Source organism: Streptomyces sp. NPDC053432, assembly GCF_055585365.1.
In genome coordinates this window covers 418,141-433,271 of sequence record NZ_JBVJKF010000004.1, presented here as the reverse complement: position 1 = coordinate 433,271, position 15,131 = coordinate 418,141, and the positions used below count along the sequence as shown (strand labels likewise).

Here is a 15,131-nt window from a genome sequence, read left to right as displayed (position 1 = left end):
GCTGCGCGGGGCTGGTCCCCTACCCGCCCTTCCACCGTTCTCTGGGGCTCCGCCCCAGACCCCGCGCCTCAAACGCCGGCGGGGCTGGATCAGGCCCCGCCCGGGCCCGCGACTCGAACGCCGGTGGAGGTGGCGTGGTCAGGGCTTGTCGCCGTGGGCTTCCAGGAGGGTGCGGAGGGAGGCGGCCAGGGTGGCGCAGGTGGCTCGGTCCAGGGGGGACAGGAGTTGCCCGAAGTGGCGGAGGTGGGCGGCCATCAGGGTTTCCGTCAGGGCGTGGCCCGCCTCGGTGAGGCGGATGCGGACCGCGCGGCGGTCCTTGCCGTCGCGGACCCGCTCGACCAGCCCCTTCGCCTCCATCCGGTCGATGCGGTTGCTGATCGCCCCGGAGGTGACCATCGCCGCCGGGATGAGCGTGCCCGCCGTCAGCGCGTACGGCGGGCCCGACCGCCGCAGGGTGGTCAGGACGTCCAGTTCGCCCGGTTCCAGATCGTGTTCGGTCACGAAGGCCTTGAGCTGCCTCTCGACGACCCGGTTCACACGCTGGATCCGCGCCACCACCTCGATGGGCCAGAGTTCCCCCGCCAGTTCGGGGCTCTCCGCCGCCCACTGCCCGACGATCGCATCCACCGCGTCACTCATGTCCCCGATCCGTTCCGTTCCGGTCCGTTCCGACCCTTGGTGCTCACCGTCGCGCGGCAAGAAGATAACCGCGCGAGGGGTCAGGACAGCGCCGGCCGGTGCGCCGCCCGCACCGGTACCCCCTCGGGCACCGCCCGCCGGCGGGCCGTGGAGGTTCCCGTCCAGCACGTGCCCCGCCGGGCCAGCAGCCGGCGCAGCCACAGCTCCATCGAGACGAGTTCCGCGAGCCCGTCCAGCGGTACGGGCCGCCCCTCCGCCGCGTCGAGCAGGGCCTGGCGTACGACGCGGGCCTCGATCAGCCCGGCGTCCGCGAGCAGCGGGGAGGCGAAGAGCTCCATGAGGGAGGCGAGGGCGGCCCGCAGCCCGAGCCGGGTCGCCGTCTCGTTCGGGGTGTGGGCGGTGGCGCCCCAGCCCGGGGGGAGTTCGCGCACGCCCGCCGAGGACAGCACGCTGCGCAGGATCGCCGCCCTGGCCCCGGGCTGCACGCGCAGCGACTCGGGGAGGGCGCGGGCCGCCCGGACGACCTGGTTGTCGAGGAACGGGGCGTGCAGGCGCTGGCTGCGGACCTCCACGGCCTGCTCGAACACCCGGTGGTCGGCGGCGTGCCGGGCCAGCACGGAACGCGCCCGGGCCTCCCCGGGGCGCAGCGAGAGGGGCGGCCGGCCGGCGGCGGCGGCCAGGCGGATCGATACTTCCGCCCGTGCCTCCCCCGTGAGCCAGCCCGCCGCGGGCCCCGGGCGGGCCCAGGTCAGGGCGGCGAGGGAGGCGTCCACCGGACCGGAGGATCTCTCGGTGACCCCGCCCTCGCGGAGCCTGGCCGCAGCGGCTTCCATGCCCGCGCGGTAGGTCGTACGGGAAAGTCTGCGCGCCGCCGAGTACACGGTCAGGGGCACGAGGAGGGATTCGCCGGCGGCCCCGGAGGCGGAGGCCGAGCGGGCGAGGGCCGCGACCGGGCGCAGCAGGTGGCGGCGCCGGCGGTCCATCAGGAGGTCGGCCAGGCGTGCCGGGTGGGCGTCGAGGACCTGGCGGGCTCCGTGGCCCGTGAAGTGGTCGGCGCTGCCGGCGGCCAGACGGCGCCGCTCGCGGGCCGCGAAGACCAGTGAGGGCCCCGGTTCGTCGGTCAGCGGGCCGTCGAGTTCGGCGTACGGGAGGGCCTCTTCGGCGGCGGCCACCACGACGTGGTGCAGGCGCGGGTCGGCGGCGATGGCGTGCGCCCGTTCCAGTTCGGCCTCGCGGCCCTGGGGGGTGGCCAGGTCGTTGAAGGTGACGGCCAGGAGGCGCGCCCCGGCGGGGCTGGCCAGGGTGCCCGGGGCGCCGGGGAGTCCGGCGGCCAGCAGGGCGAGGGTCGCGGAGGCGCTGCCGCCGGAGAGGTCGGCGCCCACCCCTGGCGCGGGGGCGCCGCGCGCGGCGCGCCGGTCGGCGGGTCCCATGCCGGGGACGGGGCCGGGATCGTACGGCGGGACCGTGTCGGGAGCATGCCTGGGCGCCGTGAGCCGGGCGCGCACCGCCGCCGTCAACGCTTCCCGTACGCCCTCCACCGCGCGCTCTGCGTCGGCCTCGGGCGCGGCCACCGCGAGGGAGGCGACGGGTTCGTAGCCGGTGATCTCCCGGGACCCCTCGCGCAGGATGAGCGCGTGGCCGGGCGGGATGCGGCGGACCCCGGCGTACGGGGTGCCGTCGCCCAGTGCCTCGGGGCTGTCGGGGCAGGCCAGCAGGGCGGCGAGGTGGCCGATGTCGAGCTGTGCCTCGATGAGGTCGGCGAGCGGGAGCGCGGCGGTGGCGTACGCGGTGCCGCCGGCCCAGGGCGTGTAGAAGACGGGCCGCGCGCCCGCGAGGTCGCCGACGACGGTGATCCGGCGGCCGGCCTGTACGACGGCGGTGTAGCTGCCGGGCCACTGGGTGAGGTGGCGCAGCGCTCCGCCGCGGGCGGCGTAGAGGGCGCGCTTCAGCTCGGCGTCGGTGGCGCCGCAGCAGCCGAGGACGGCGAGCCGGGTGAAGGGGTCGGCCGGGTCGGCGGTGAGGGTGCGGATCTCGTCGGGGCGCCAGTCGCCGACGGCCCAGAGGGGGTCGGGGTCGCCCCACAGCAGCTGGGCGCCGACGGGGTGGACGGTACGGTCGGCGTCCGCGCCCGAGTCGCCCGGGTGGGCGGCATCGGCGATGCCGCCGTGCAGCGGGGCGCCGGCGTGGCCGTGACCGTAGCCGTCCTGGCCGTGGCCGTCCTGGCCGTGGCCGCCTTGGCCGTAACCGTTCTGGCCGTATCCGCTTCGGCCGTAGCCCGCCTGGCCGTGGCCGCCCGGCCCGTAGCCGCCCCGGCTCGCGCCGGGGCCGTCGAAGTCTGCGCGCCCGCCGAGGCCTCCCGGCCCTCCGTGGCCGTTCGCGCCCGAGACCCGTCCGGCCGTGCCGAAGCTCGCGGCGATACTGCTCCAACCCACCAACCAGCGCACCGCCGCCTCCCCAGCCTGTGGGCACATGACCGGGGCACGGGCAGCACGGTCGGCGCGGAGGGCGCGGCCGCGGGACCCCGGGTGGCTCGGGGTCCATGCTGCCACGGGACAGGCGTGCGAGAGTGGCTAAGGGGGGCGCACATGCAAACGAACACGCCCCGGCCACGCGGTTTTTGACGTTCCGTTCCCACCGTCCCATAGGTCGGTTTCAGCCATTCTTCAGCGGTACGGAGTACCACCCCGGGCCGTCGGCGCCCGCCCGCGGCGGAGCACGCGCGCGGTCGCGGGAGGCGGAATCCACCCCCCGGACCGGACCGCCGCCCGCGGGGATTGAGGCAGCGGCACCCCCGGACCCGCCCGGTTCGCGCAGCGGGCCGACCCACGCACCGCACATCGAATCGCCGGGTCCCCGGACCGGCCAGAGCGCACGGGCGGGCGCACGGCCACACGGGCGGAGCACACCGGCCGAGTGCGCCCCTGGCACGGGCGGCGGCCGGACTGTGCAAACGGACAACAATCCCGCCATACGGAAGTAGAGGCCTTAACGCTTGGGAGGCGGGGAACTACGCTGGGTTTACGAAATGCCGGGCGCCTATGCCCCGGCGGCGTAAGCGTTGTGTGCGTTCCGCGTGTGACGAGGGGTGGCGCATGTCCAGGGAGCTCCGCGAGCCCAATGAGAAGCTCGGCGCCGTCCTCGCCCTCGCGGGCATCAGCAACGCCGGGCTGGCCCGGCGGGTCAACGACCTCGGCGCTCAGCGCGGCCTGACCCTCCGGTACGACAAGACGTCGGTCGCGCGGTGGGTGTCGAAGGGGATGGTGCCGCAGGGCGCCGCCCCGCACCTGATCGCGGCCGCCATCGGCGCGAAGCTGGGGCGTCCGGTGCCGCTGCACGAGATCGGCCTGGCGGACGCGGACCCGGCACCCGAGGTGGGCCTGGCCTTCCCGCGCGACGTGGGGGCGGCGGTCCGCTCGGCCACGGACCTCTACCGGCTCGACCTCGCCGGCCGGCGGGGCGGCGGCGGGATCTGGCAGTCGCTCGCCGGTTCCTTCTCCGTGGCGGCGTACGCGACGCCCGCCTCGCGCTGGCTGATATCGCCGGCGGACGGCTCGGTGGCACGGGAACCGGGCCCGACGGCACCCCACGCCATGACCGGGCCCGCAGCTGCGACGCCCGCAGCCACGACCGCGACCGCGTCCACGACGGCCGCGCCCGCGCCCGCGACGACCGCACCCGTGGCGCCTGCGACCGCTCCGGCGGCCGAACGCCCGGCGGCACCGGAACCGCCGTCCACCGTTGTGCCCGCCCAGCCCGGGCCCGAAACTCCGCGCGACCACGCCCAGCGCGTGGGACACAGCGATGTCAGCAAGCTGCGCGAGGCCGCCGAGGACGCGCGCCGCTGGGACTCCAAGTACGGCGGCGGGGACTGGCGTTCGTCGATGGTCCCCGAGTGCCTGAGGGTGGACGCGGCGCCGCTGCTGCTCGGTTCGTACAGCGACGAGGTGGGCCGCGCGCTGTTCGGCGCGACCGCCGAGCTGACCCGGCTGGCCGGGTGGATGGCCTTCGACACCGGCCAGCAGGAGGCGGCCCAGCGCTACTACATCCAGGCGCTGCGCCTCGCCCGCGCGGCCGCCGATGTACCGCTCGGCGGATACGTCCTGGCTTCCATGTCCCTCCAGGCGACCTACCGGGACTTCCCGGAGGAGGGCGTGGACCTCGCCCAGGCCGCCGTCGAACGCAACCGGGGCCTGGCCACCGCCCGCACGATGAGCTTCTTCCGGCTCGTGGAGGCGCGCGCGCACGCGAAGGCGGGCGACTCCTCGGCCGCCGGGGCCGCGCTGCGGGCGTCCGAGGGCTGGCTGGAGCGGTCGAGGGACGGCGATCCCGATCCGACCTGGCTCGGCTTCTACTCGTACGACCGCTTCGCGGCGGACGCGGCGGAGTGCTACCGGGACCTGCGGCTCCCCCGCCAGGTGCGGCGCTTCACCGAGCAGGCCCTGTCCCGGCCCACCGAGGAGTTCGTGCGCTCGCACGGGCTGCGGCTGGTGGTGAGCGCGGTCGCCGAGCTGGAGTCGGGCAACCTCGACGCGGCGTGCGCGGCGGGCACCCGCGCCGTGGAGGTGGCGGGCAGGATCTCCTCGGCACGGACGACCGAATACGTACGCGACCTGCTGCACCGCCTGGAACCGTACGGGGACGAACCGCGTGTGGCCGAGCTGCGCGAGCGGGCCCGGCCGCTGCTGGTGGCCCCGGCGTAGGGGTGGGCGCGGGCCCTCGTGGCCGCGTTGTCGGTGGCGGGGTGCAGTATGCAGGGGTGGGAGGTGTCGGCGTGGGCGGTGGCGTGGACTGCGATGTGCTGGTGATCGGCGGCGGGATCGTCGGCCTGTCGACGGCGTATGCCGTGTCGCGGCTGGCTCCGGGGACGCGGGTGGTCGTCCTGGAGAAGGAGGAGGGCCCGGCCCGGCACCAAACGGGCCGCAACAGCGGGGTGATCCACAGCGGGATCTACTACCGGCCCGGGTCGCTGAAGGCACGTTTCGCGGTGAGCGGTGCGGCCGAGATGGTCAAGTTCTGCACGGAGCACGGGATCGCGCACGAGGTGACGGGCAAGCTGATCGTCGCCACCGGGCGGGACGAGCTGCCGCGGCTGCACGCCCTGGTCCAGCGCGGCCGGGAGAACGGCATTCCGGTGCGCGAGCTCGGCCCGGCGCAGATCTCGGAGTACGAACCCGAGGTGCGGGGCCTGGCCGCGATCCACGTCGGCAGCACCGGGATCGTGGACTACGGGCGGGTGAGCGGGCAGCTGGCCGAATCCTCCGGAGCGGAGATCGTCTACGGCGGCGCGGTGGACCTGATCTCGCGCCGGCCCTCCGGTGTGGCGGTCCGCACCACCTCCGGGCTCGTCGTGCGCGCACGGGTCCTGGTGAACTGCGCGGGCCTGCAGTGCGACCGGGTCGCGCGGCTGGCCGGGGACGACCCCGGGATGCGGATCGTGCCGTTCCGGGGCGAGTACTACGACCTGGCCCGCCCGGAACTGGTCCGCGGGCTGGTCTACCCGGTGCCCGATCCGGCGTTCCCCTTCCTCGGGGTGCACCTGACGCGGGGCATCGGCGGCGGCGTCCACGTCGGCCCGAACGCGGTGCCCGCGCTGGCCCGGGAGGGGTACGGCTGGTCCGTGATCCGGCCGCGGGACGTGGCCACGGAGCTGGCGTGGCCGGGGTCCTGGCGGATGGCCGCGCGGCACTGGCGGTACGGGGCGGGCGAGATACACCGCTCGCTGTCGAAGCAGGCCTTCACGCGGGCGGTGCGCAGGCTGCTGCCGGCCGTCTCGGCGGAGGACCTGCGGCCGGCTTCGGCGGGGGTGCGGGCGCAGGCCGTGCTGCGGGACGGGACGCTGGTGGACGACTTCCTCATCCGGGAGGCGCCGCGGACGGTGCACGTGCTGAACGCGCCGTCGCCGGCCGCGACGGCCTCGCTCCCGATCGGCCGCGAGATCGCCGCGCGGGCCCTGCGGTTGCTGCGGGCCGGCTGAGCCCGGCTGAGTGCGGGGCAAGACCCGGGGCTCCGCCCCGGACCCCGCTCCTCAAACGCCGGAGGGGCTGCATTCGGCTCCTGCCGTACGCGCCACCGTCGGCCGGTCCGAGCAGGCAGCCGGGGGGGGACAGCCGGCCCCGCCGACGTCTGAGGCGCGGGGTCCGGCGGCGGAAGCCCCGACAGCGGCGCCCCCGTCCGGCCGGGGGCCCGACACTGGCGCCACGTCCTGCCGGCGGGCCCGGGGCTGAAGCCCCGACAGTGGCGCCCCGGTCCCGCCGGGGATCCGGGAGCGGAGGCCCCGACAGCGGCGCCCCGTCCTGCCGGAGGCCCGACACTGGCGCCACGTCCTGCCGGCGGGCCCGGGGCGGAGGCCCCGGCGGTGGTGCCCCCGTCCGGCGGGGGCCCCGGCAGTGGCGCCGCGTCCTGCCGGCGGGCCCGGGGCGGAGGCCCCGGCGGTGGTGCCCCCGTCCGGGCGAGCGGCCGGGGTACGCCCCCCGTCGTAGAATCTCGGCATTGTGTCTGAGTCCCTGAACCCCACGCCGCCCAGCCTCCCGGACGACACCGCGCCGGAGGCGTCCTCGTACGTGCCCCCCAAGTGGCGGACCGAGCCCCGGTTCCCCGACGGGCCCTCCCCGGACCCGGCCGGCTCGCACCACGAGCGGCGGATCCGGAGCTTCCAGCCCCGGCGCAGCCGGGTCACCACCGGCCAGGGCGAAGCCCTGAAGCGGCTGTGGGGCACCTGGGGACTGGACATCGACGGCCACTCGGTCATCGATCTCGAGAAGCTCTTCGACGGCCTGCCCGTGGTCCTGGAGATCGGCTTCGGCATGGGCGAGGCCACCGCCCAGATGGCCGCCGCCGACCCCGGCACCGGCATCCTCGCCGCCGACGTGCACACCCCGGGCCAGGGCAATCTGCTCGCCCTCGCCGAGCGGGGCGGGATGACCAACGTCCGGGTCGCCAACGGCGACGCGATCATCCTGCTCCGCGAGATGCTGCCGCCGGACTCGCTGGCCGGGATGCGCGTCTACTTCCCGGACCCCTGGCCCAAGGCCCGCCACCACAAGCGCCGCCTGATCCAGCCCGACTTCCTCACGCTGGCCGCCACCCGGCTCGCCCCCGGGGCCGTGCTGCACTGCGCGACCGACTGGGAGCCGTACGCCGAGCAGATGCTCGAAGTGCTCACCGCGCACCCGGACTTCGAGAACACCCAGGCGGACGGCGGCTATGCGCCGCGCCCCGACTTCCGGCCGCTCACCCGGTTCGAGGGCCAGGGACTCGACAAGGGCCATGTCGTACACGACTTGCTCTTCCGTCGCACAGAGAACGCCAAGAGCGCCAAGAACTGACAACGTCACTCCCCGTGTCAGACCCGCTCTGTAGGGTCATCATGTGTTCCGAGCGCTCTCCGCTGTGCTCGCACGCCCGTCGGGCACGGTCCGCACGTGCGTGCTCGTCGTTCTGCTCGCCACCACGGGCGTCGCGATCCTCGAACTCGTCCGTGAGCAGACCGGCACCCCCGGATTCCTCGTCGGCCTCGGTCTGGCCCTGCTGCCCGTCGCGCCGCTCATGGCGGCCTTCCGGTGGCTCGGCCGGGCCGCGCCCGCGCCCTGGCCCCAGTTGCTCTTCTGCTCCGGCTGGGGCGCCTGTACCGCGGCGCTGATCGCGATACTGGCCAACAGTTTCGCCACCGAGTGGATAGCCGGGGCCACGGCCGACCCCGCCCGCGCCGACACCCTCGGCTCGGTGGCGATCGCCCCGGTCGTGGAGGAGAGCGCCAAGGCGGCGGCCCTGCTCCTCGTCTTCGTCTTCCGAAGACGGCAGTTCAACGGCCCGGCTGACGGTTTCGTCGTCGCCGGATTCACCGCCACCGGCTTCGCCTTCACCGAGAACATCCTCTATCTCGGCAACGCCTTCGGCGAGGACCTGGCCCAAGGCACCGGGGTACTGGACTCGGTGACCGCGGCCACCTTCTTCGTACGGGTCGTGCTGTCGCCGTTCGCGCACCCGATGTTCACGGTGCTCACCGGGCTCGGTTTCGGGGCAGCCGCGCTCGGTGCCAGCCGCTCCCGCCGGTACGCCCTGCCGCTGCTCGGCCTCGGCGCGGCCATGTGCGCGCACGCGCTGTGGAACAGCTCCTCCCGGTTCGGTGAGTACGGGTTCTACACGGTCTACGGCTGCGTGATGGTCCCGGTGTTCGGGCTGCTGGTGTGGCTGGCGGTGTGGATAAGGCGGCGCAGGCTGCGCGCCGTCGCCCGCGAGCTCGCCGAGTACGCGGCGGCGGGCTGGCTCACGCCGGCCGAAGTCCCGGCGCTGGCCTCGATGCCGGCCAGATCGCTGGCCCGTGCCCTGGCCCGGCGCAGCGGGGGGCGGGCGGCCGGCCGGGCCGTCGCCCGGTACGAGGAGACCGCGACGGCACTGGCCCTGCTGCGGGACCGGGCGCGCCGTGGCGGCCCGGCGGGGGAGCCGGACTTCGCGGGGAGGGAGCGGGAGTTGCTGGGCCTGCTGTGGCTGCGACGGGCGGCGGCGGCGCCCGCGCTGGCCCGGGCGGCAGTTCTGGAAGAGCTGGTTCCGCCGAGGTCCGGCCCGCTGCCGGCTCCCAGGGCCGCCACGGCCCCGGACGCCGGTGTACCCGCCCCCCGACGGGCAGCCCCGACCCCGGACGCCGCCCCGAGCCTCAGACGTTCAGGCCCTTGGAGGTCAGCCACGCAAGCGGGTCCACCGTCGAACCGCCCTTGCGCACTTCCAGGTGCAGATGGGGCCCGGTGACGTTGCCGGTGGCGCCGACGCGGCCGATGGTGTCCCCGGCTCCGACCGAGCCGGAGGTCACCGACATCGAGGAGAGGTGGCAGTACCAGACCTCGGTGCCGTCCTCCAGCTCCAGCACGATCCGGTAGCCGTACGCCCCGGACCAGCCGGCCGAGGTGATCTTCCCGGCCGCCACGGCCTTGACCGGGGTCCCCGTGGGAGCGGCGAAGTCGAGGCCCGTGTGGTAGCCGGAGGACCACATGGAGCCGGCCACGCCGTAGTGCGAGGTGAGGGTGTAGGCGGAGGTCGGCAGCGAGTAGCTGCCTGCGAGCTGGGCGAGACGGTCCTGCTCGGCCTTGGCCGCGGCGGCTTCCTCGGCTGCCTTGGCCTCGGCCGCCGCCTTCGCCTCGGCGGCCGCCTTCGCGTCGTCGGCGGCCTTCTGCGCGGCCTCCAGTTCGGCCTTGGCCTCTTGCGCGGCGGCGGTCTGCGCGGCCTGGGCGGTCTCCGCGAGCGCCTTGGCCCCGGCGGCGTCCTGCTGGGACTCGGCCTGCTGGAGGATGCGGTTGAGCAGCACCTCGCCGGCGTCCGCGCCCCGGCCGGCCTGCTGGGGGATGATCCCGGTCTTCCCGGCCTGCCCTCCCGCGTGCCCGGCGTCGCCGGCCGGGCCGTGGCCGCCGGAGAAGTCGCCGTCCAGCACCTGGTCCACCGTGGGGAGGTCCGGCAGGTCCGGCATCGACGGCATGGATATGGCGACCTGGGGCCTGTCCTGCGCGGTGGCTATGCCGCCCGCCCCGACGGCCGCGATGACGCCGACGCCCAGCACGGTGGAGCTCCGCGCGAGTCCCCCGCGCTGGCGGGCGACCCGGTGCTTGCCCCGTACCGGACGGACCGAGTCCTCGGTGGGGTTCCACTCGCCCCAGGCGCCCGCGGTGGGCGGTTCCTGGATCTCGGTGCCTTCAGGGGCAGGCAAGTTGGAGGCCACCGGGGCACACTCCTCATTGACACGCACGCGCACGGCGCCGTCTCTTGCGACGGCTGGGACGACCGCGCTGCGTTATCGAACGGTAATAGACGCAGGGGAGTGATTCCAAGCTGTTGCGATTGATCGTTCCTACCAATCAGCCACTCAACGACTGTCTTTGGCCAAGGCTTTTCGGTCTAGATGGGTGTCAATCCGGGCAATATTCCGAGGTTTACCACACCCCTTCCGCCATATTCGACATGTGACGACACGTCATTTTCCTTGCTGAGAGCGCCACTCCATCTACACAGCGTCACGAACGGCGTTCTCGGGTCGCGGATGTCGCCCTCACGGCCGCAGCACCCGTACGGTCCTGCGCCGCTTCGGCTGCCCCTGCCCCGGCCGGCTCACCGCGAGCAGCGCCATGTCGTCCATCGCCCCGCCGCCCGTGTGCCGGCGCACGTCGCTGCTGAGCGCGCGGAGCAGTTCCGCCGGCCCCGCGAACACCCGTCCGCGCAGCCGGGCCGCCGGATCGTAAAAGTCGCCCGCCGCGTTCCGCGCCTCCGTCAGCCCGTCCGTGAAGAGGAGCAGGGTGGCCCCCGCCGGGAAGGCCCACTCCTGAGCGGCGACCGGCCGGCCGCCCAGCTCCCCCATGCCGAGCGGCAGGGCGGGTTCCGCCGGGGCGAGCACCAGCGGCTCGCCGTCCGCGTGGAGCAGCAGCGGCTCGGGGTGCCCCCGGTTGAGCAGCCGCAACAGCCCCGCGTCCGTCGGGATCTCGCCGAGCACGCAGGTGGTGAACCCCTCCACCGCATCCAGGCTGTCCCGGCGGGCACTCTCCCGTTCCAGCGCCCGCTCCAGCCGCTGGGCCACCGCCTCCAGCGTCGGCTCGGTCTCCGCCGCCTCCCGGAACGCGCCGAGGACCACGGCCACGGCCTCCACCGCGCCGAGCCCCTTGCCCCGTACGTCGCCCACCGCCAGGCGCACTCCGTACGGGGTGTCCTGGACGGCGTACAGGTCCCCGCCGATGAAGGCGTCGGCTCGGGCCGCCTCGTAGCGCGCGGAGACGTACAGCCCGGCGACGCGCTCGGCGGGCGTCGGCAGCACCGCCCGCTGCGCGGCCTCGGCGATCTCGCGCGCGGACGCGAGCCGTTCGCCGCTGCGCCGCACGACCCGGTTGATCAGCAGCGCCAGCGCGGCCACGGTGGCGACGGTGGCCAGCTCGGTGAGCGCCGTCGCCTCCCAGTACGTGCCTTGGTGGAGGTGCAGCAGGAACACCGTGAGCGAGGCCAGCAACCCCGTCAGGAGCGTGCCCAGGAAGCTGAGGAGGGGAGCGGCGACCAGCGGGGCAGCCGAGAAGAAGGGGGATCCGGTGAATCTGGGCGGCGTCGTGAAGTCGAAGGCGAGACCGAGCGCGATCAGCGCGAACGGCAGCACCCTCAGGAGCCGCGTCACCGCCGCGCTCCCGGCTCCGCCCGCGCGGTCACCGCTGTCGCCCTGCCGGCCCAGCCCCACCACGCCGTTCTCCCGCCGCCAGGTCCCTCGCCCCCTCAAGGCTGGCGCGACAGGGCGTGGTACGGCGACCTGACGGCGACCGTACGGGTGAAGCCGCATACGACGAAGGCCCGGTTCCCATCAGGGAACCGGGCCTTCGTACTGAGTAGCGGGGACAGGATTTGAACCTGCGACCTCTGGGTTATGAGCCCAGCGAGCTACCGAGCTGCTCCACCCCGCGTCGGTAAACACAACTGTACGCCATCCGGGGAGTGCCCTGCGCCAATTAACCGGCCCACGACCCACAGAAGTACCGAATGCCCGATATGCCGAATTCCGTGGCCGATCTCGTGCAAGGTTGTCCCAGCCGCCGGGAGCGAGGAGTGCCAACGTGCCTGTACCGAAAGCCGGGCCGCACAGGTTCCGGCTCCCCGGCTGGATGCGCAGGCACACCCCGCTCCTGTACCGGATCATCGAGCAGCTCGCCGACGTGAAGGTGCTGGACTGCGCGACCCGGCTGGCAGCCCAGGCCTTCCTCGGGGCACTGCCCGCACTGTTCGTCATCGGCACCCTCGCGCCGGACTGGCTCCAGCAGCAGCTGATCTCGTCCCTCCGCACGACACTGGGCCTGCAGGACGCCGCGGTGGACCAGGTGCGGTCCCTGTTCTCCGAAGCCGATCCCGCGACCACGGCGAGCACCGGCCTGGCCGGGGTCTTCGTCGCCGTGCTGTCGGCGACCGCGTGCAGCCGCGCCATGCAGCGGACCTGCGAACGCTGCTGGCACCTGCCCAAGGCCAAGGCCACGCTCGCGGCCTGGCGGTGGGTCGCCTGGGTCAGCGTCTGGCTGGTCGCACTCCTGTTCCAAGGGCCGGTCCAGGACGCCTTCGGCACCGGCCCGCTCGGCGGCTTCTTCCTGGCCCTCGCGACGAGCATCCTGCTGTGGTGGTGGACTCAGCACCTGCTGCTCGCCGCCCGCGTCCCGTGGCTGCCGCTGCTGCCCGGCGCGGTGCTGGCCGGGGTCGGGCAGCAGACGGTGAGCGCGGTCTCGAAGATCTACATCCCCCACGCCGTGGCCCACAGCATGAAGCACTACGGCAGCCTCGGCTCGGTGTTCGTCCTGCTGTCCTGGCTCATCGTGCTGTTCGTCGTCATGACGGTGTCCATCGCCGTCGGGTACGTGGTGGCGCACGAGCCCTTCCTCGCCCGCCGGCTCCGCACCCCCCTCCCCCCGCCGCCGCCGTGACCGTGGACCGCTACGGGCCCTCGGGAGGGCCGGGACGGGCCTGGCTGCGGCCGCCGGCCGCCAGCAGTGCCAGAACGGCCAGCAGGACGAGCAGGATGAGCACCAGCAGCAGCACCGTGAGCACCGTCGGGTGGTTCCACAGCGCGAACACGAGTGCCAGCACCACCAGTACGCCCACGGTGAGCGCGCGCCGCCGGGTCTCCACCCACCGGCCGACCTTCCCCGTGTGCACCCCGTGGGCGGCGCCCCAGCCGGCGAACGAGTCGGCGGCGAGTTCCGCCCGGCCCCGCACGCCGCGCGGCAGCCGGCCCGCACCGGACAGGTAGGCGCCGAGGGCCACCACGACCCCCAGGACCATCGCGGTGCGCAGGCTCACCCGCAGGAACCGCACCAGGGTGTCGAAGACGGACGCCGCCGCGGCCGGGGACTGGACTTCCGCCGGGAGGTGGTCGAGGTAGTAGCGCCGGGCGACGACCAGGGCGATCGCCACGATCAGGCAGGCCGCCGCCGCGCACAGGGCCGTGGTCACCAGCGCCCGGCGGCGGCGCCGGGCGAGCAGGACGCCGGCCGCCCCGAGGATCACCGTGATGACGGGCAGCCAGTTGCCGAGGACGTCCAGGAGGTGGACCGCGTTCCGGATCTTCGCCAGCTTGTCCGACTGGAACAGCACCATCTGCTTGTTGACTTCGGGGATCTTCTCGGCCGGGGAGATGCCGGCCTTCACGAGCTCCTCCTTGACCCGGTCCACGGCCTCGCCGACGTCGAGCGTCACGGTGCCGCCCTCGACCTCGACCGCGCCGCGGCCCTGGCCGGTGAGCGCGTGCACGACCGCGTTGTGCGCGGCCCGGTTGGCCTTCGTCCAGATCGTCTCGAAGCGGTCGCTCTCCACGAAACGGGTGGCGATCTTGTTCACGGCCGAGTCGGCCGCCGAGTCCAGCTGCGGGCCGAGCGCCTTGACCGCGTTGCCGACGCGCGGCGGCAGCCCCTGCGACTCCAGCCACTTCGCCAGGTCGGCCGTGACCTGCGCGCCGTCGACCCGTACGTCGGCCGCCTCCGTGATGCGGTGCGCGGCGGCTTGCTCGATCGCCGGGTCGGAGGCCAGCGGGGCGACCGTGGACACGTACCGGTCGGTGTCCAGCACGATGTCGTGCACCCAGACCGTGAGGAGGGACACCGGGACGAGCAGGCAGGTGAGGGTGATCAGGACGGCCGAGGCGACACTCGCGGCGATCCGCCGGCCGTGCGAGGTGCTCGGCGGCTGGGACGGCTGGTTCATGGCGCTCCCGGGGACGACTGAGGCGAACAACCACCTCCGCCCATTGGACGGGTGCCACGACCGGATGCGCATCTCCGGAGGGCGAAAAGGATGACGCACCGTCGGCTCCCCCACGGCCGCCGGCGGCGCCGGCCCGGGAACGACGGAGCGCCCCGCCCGGCCGGAACCGGAAGGGGCGCTCAGCACCGGGTCGGAGGCGTGGCCCCGGCCCGGGAGCGGTAGGCCATGTCGGACTCGAACCGACAACCAACGGATTAAAAGTCCGCTGCTCTGCCAATTGAGCTAATGGCCCTCCGTGTGCTCACCCCAGAGCATAGCCGCAGAGCGCCCGTCAGCCGATCGGGTATCGGATGACCGGCCTGTCGGCACGCGACAGGGCCCCCACGACCGGAGTCGTGGGGGCCCTGTCGGACGGTCAGTTCAGGACCGGTCGTCAGCCGTTGCGCTTCCAGCGCGGCTTGTCGTCGCGACGGCCGCCGAAGGAACCGGTGGAGCCGGACGGACGGTGGTCGTCGCGGCGGCCGTACGGGCGGTCGCCGGCGCCGCCGGAGCGGAAGCCACCGGACGGACGGTCGTCACGACGGTCGCGGTTGAAGGGGCGGTCGCCGCCACCGGAGCGGAAGCCGCCCGAGGACTGGCGGTCGTCGCGGTTGTAACCGCCGGAGGAGGGGCGGTCGTCGCGGCGGAAGCCGCCACGGTCGCCACCGCGGTCGTCACGGTTGAAGCCACCCGACGGGCGGTCGTCACGACGGAAACCACCCGAGGACGGACGGTCGTCACGGCGGAAGCCGCCACGG

Annotated in this window: 10 protein-coding genes, 2 tRNA genes and 1 pseudogene; 5 read left to right on the top strand and 8 right to left on the bottom strand. The window is 74.4% G+C overall.

The window, feature by feature from the left end:
• Nucleotides 1–138: 138 nt before the first annotated feature.
• Entirely contained in the window at nt 139–639 is a 501-nt protein-coding gene (locus ACZ6Y1_RS10360; protein ID WP_469625699.1) for a MarR family winged helix-turn-helix transcriptional regulator, read from the bottom strand.
• 80 nt (nt 640–719) lie between these two features.
• Nucleotides 720–3,083 carry an asparagine synthase-related protein gene (locus tag ACZ6Y1_RS10355; RefSeq protein WP_469625697.1) on the bottom strand — a complete coding sequence of 788 codons (2,364 nt, stop codon included), beginning with the start codon at nt 3,081–3,083 and terminating at the stop codon, nt 720–722.
• A 648-nt stretch (nt 3,084–3,731) separates the two neighbouring features.
• Between ACZ6Y1_RS10355 and ACZ6Y1_RS10350 the strand changes: the two genes are divergently transcribed.
• The 4 genes from ACZ6Y1_RS10350 (at nt 3,732) to ACZ6Y1_RS10335 (ending at nt 9,384) form a co-directional block, all read left to right on the top strand.
• Nucleotides 3,732–5,339, top strand: coding sequence for a sporulation protein (locus ACZ6Y1_RS10350; RefSeq protein WP_469625694.1), 1,608 nt, complete (start codon nt 3,732–3,734; stop codon nt 5,337–5,339).
• A 41-nt stretch (nt 5,340–5,380) separates the two neighbouring features.
• On the top strand, nt 5,381–6,613 hold the full coding sequence (gene lhgO / locus ACZ6Y1_RS10345; protein WP_469625692.1) for an L-2-hydroxyglutarate oxidase: 1,233 nt from the start codon (nt 5,381–5,383) through the stop codon (nt 6,611–6,613).
• A 517-nt stretch (nt 6,614–7,130) separates the two neighbouring features.
• On the top strand, nt 7,131–7,964 hold the full coding sequence (trmB, locus tag ACZ6Y1_RS10340) for a tRNA (guanosine(46)-N7)-methyltransferase TrmB (protein ID WP_469625690.1): 834 nt from the start codon (nt 7,131–7,133) through the stop codon (nt 7,962–7,964).
• Between the two features lie 43 nt (nt 7,965–8,007).
• On the top strand, nt 8,008–9,384 hold the full coding sequence (locus ACZ6Y1_RS10335) for a PrsW family intramembrane metalloprotease (protein WP_469625688.1): 1,377 nt from the start codon (nt 8,008–8,010) through the stop codon (nt 9,382–9,384).
• On the opposite strand, the gene ACZ6Y1_RS10330 is transcribed toward ACZ6Y1_RS10335, so the two are convergent.
• The 3 genes from ACZ6Y1_RS10330 to ACZ6Y1_RS10320 all read right to left on the bottom strand — a co-directional run bounded on the left by ACZ6Y1_RS10330 (nt 9,293) and on the right by ACZ6Y1_RS10320 (nt 12,056).
• Nucleotides 9,293–10,345: a M23 family metallopeptidase gene (locus ACZ6Y1_RS10330; RefSeq protein ID WP_469625686.1), complete on the bottom strand. Its 1,053-nt coding sequence runs from the start codon at nt 10,343–10,345 to the stop codon at nt 9,293–9,295. The genes ACZ6Y1_RS10335 and ACZ6Y1_RS10330 overlap by 92 nt on opposite strands.
• A gap of 327 nt (nt 10,346–10,672) precedes the next feature.
• Entirely contained in the window at nt 10,673–11,935 is a 1,263-nt protein-coding gene (locus ACZ6Y1_RS10325; protein ID WP_469625684.1) for a PP2C family protein-serine/threonine phosphatase, read from the bottom strand.
• Nucleotides 11,936–11,982: 47 nt separating this feature from the next.
• Nucleotides 11,983–12,056: transfer RNA gene (locus ACZ6Y1_RS10320), tRNA-Met, on the bottom strand.
• Nucleotides 12,057–12,206: 150 nt separating this feature from the next.
• Here ACZ6Y1_RS10320 and ACZ6Y1_RS10315 point away from each other — a divergent pair.
• Nucleotides 12,207–13,058, top strand: a complete 852-nt coding sequence (locus ACZ6Y1_RS10315) for a YhjD/YihY/BrkB family envelope integrity protein (RefSeq protein WP_469625682.1) — start codon at nt 12,207–12,209, stop codon at nt 13,056–13,058.
• Between the two features lie 10 nt (nt 13,059–13,068).
• On the opposite strand, the gene ACZ6Y1_RS10310 is transcribed toward ACZ6Y1_RS10315, so the two are convergent.
• The 3 genes and pseudogenes from ACZ6Y1_RS10310 to ACZ6Y1_RS10300 all read right to left on the bottom strand — a co-directional run.
• The gene (locus ACZ6Y1_RS10310; protein ID WP_469625679.1) at nt 13,069–14,334 is read right to left on the bottom strand and encodes a hypothetical protein; all 1,266 of its coding nucleotides are present in this window, start codon (nt 14,332–14,334) and stop codon (nt 13,069–13,071) included.
• A gap of 219 nt (nt 14,335–14,553) precedes the next feature.
• Nucleotides 14,554–14,626 (bottom strand) — tRNA-Lys (locus tag ACZ6Y1_RS10305).
• A gap of 141 nt (nt 14,627–14,767) precedes the next feature.
• Nucleotides 14,768–15,131, bottom strand: a pseudogene (locus ACZ6Y1_RS10300) (DEAD/DEAH box helicase); the annotation flags it as partial.

Coding starts and splice junctions, on each gene's coding strand:
- ACZ6Y1_RS10360 (WP_469625699.1), bottom strand. CDS start 639: ATGAGTGACGCGGTGGATGCGATCGTCGGGCAGTGGGCGGCGGAGAGC.
- ACZ6Y1_RS10350 (WP_469625694.1), top strand. CDS start 3,732: ATGTCCAGGGAGCTCCGCGAGCCCAATGAGAAGCTCGGCGCCGTCCTC.
- ACZ6Y1_RS10325 (WP_469625684.1), bottom strand. CDS start 11,935: ATGCGGCTTCACCCGTACGGTCGCCGTCAGGTCGCCGTACCACGCCCT.
- ACZ6Y1_RS10310 (WP_469625679.1), bottom strand. CDS start 14,334: ATGAACCAGCCGTCCCAGCCGCCGAGCACCTCGCACGGCCGGCGGATC.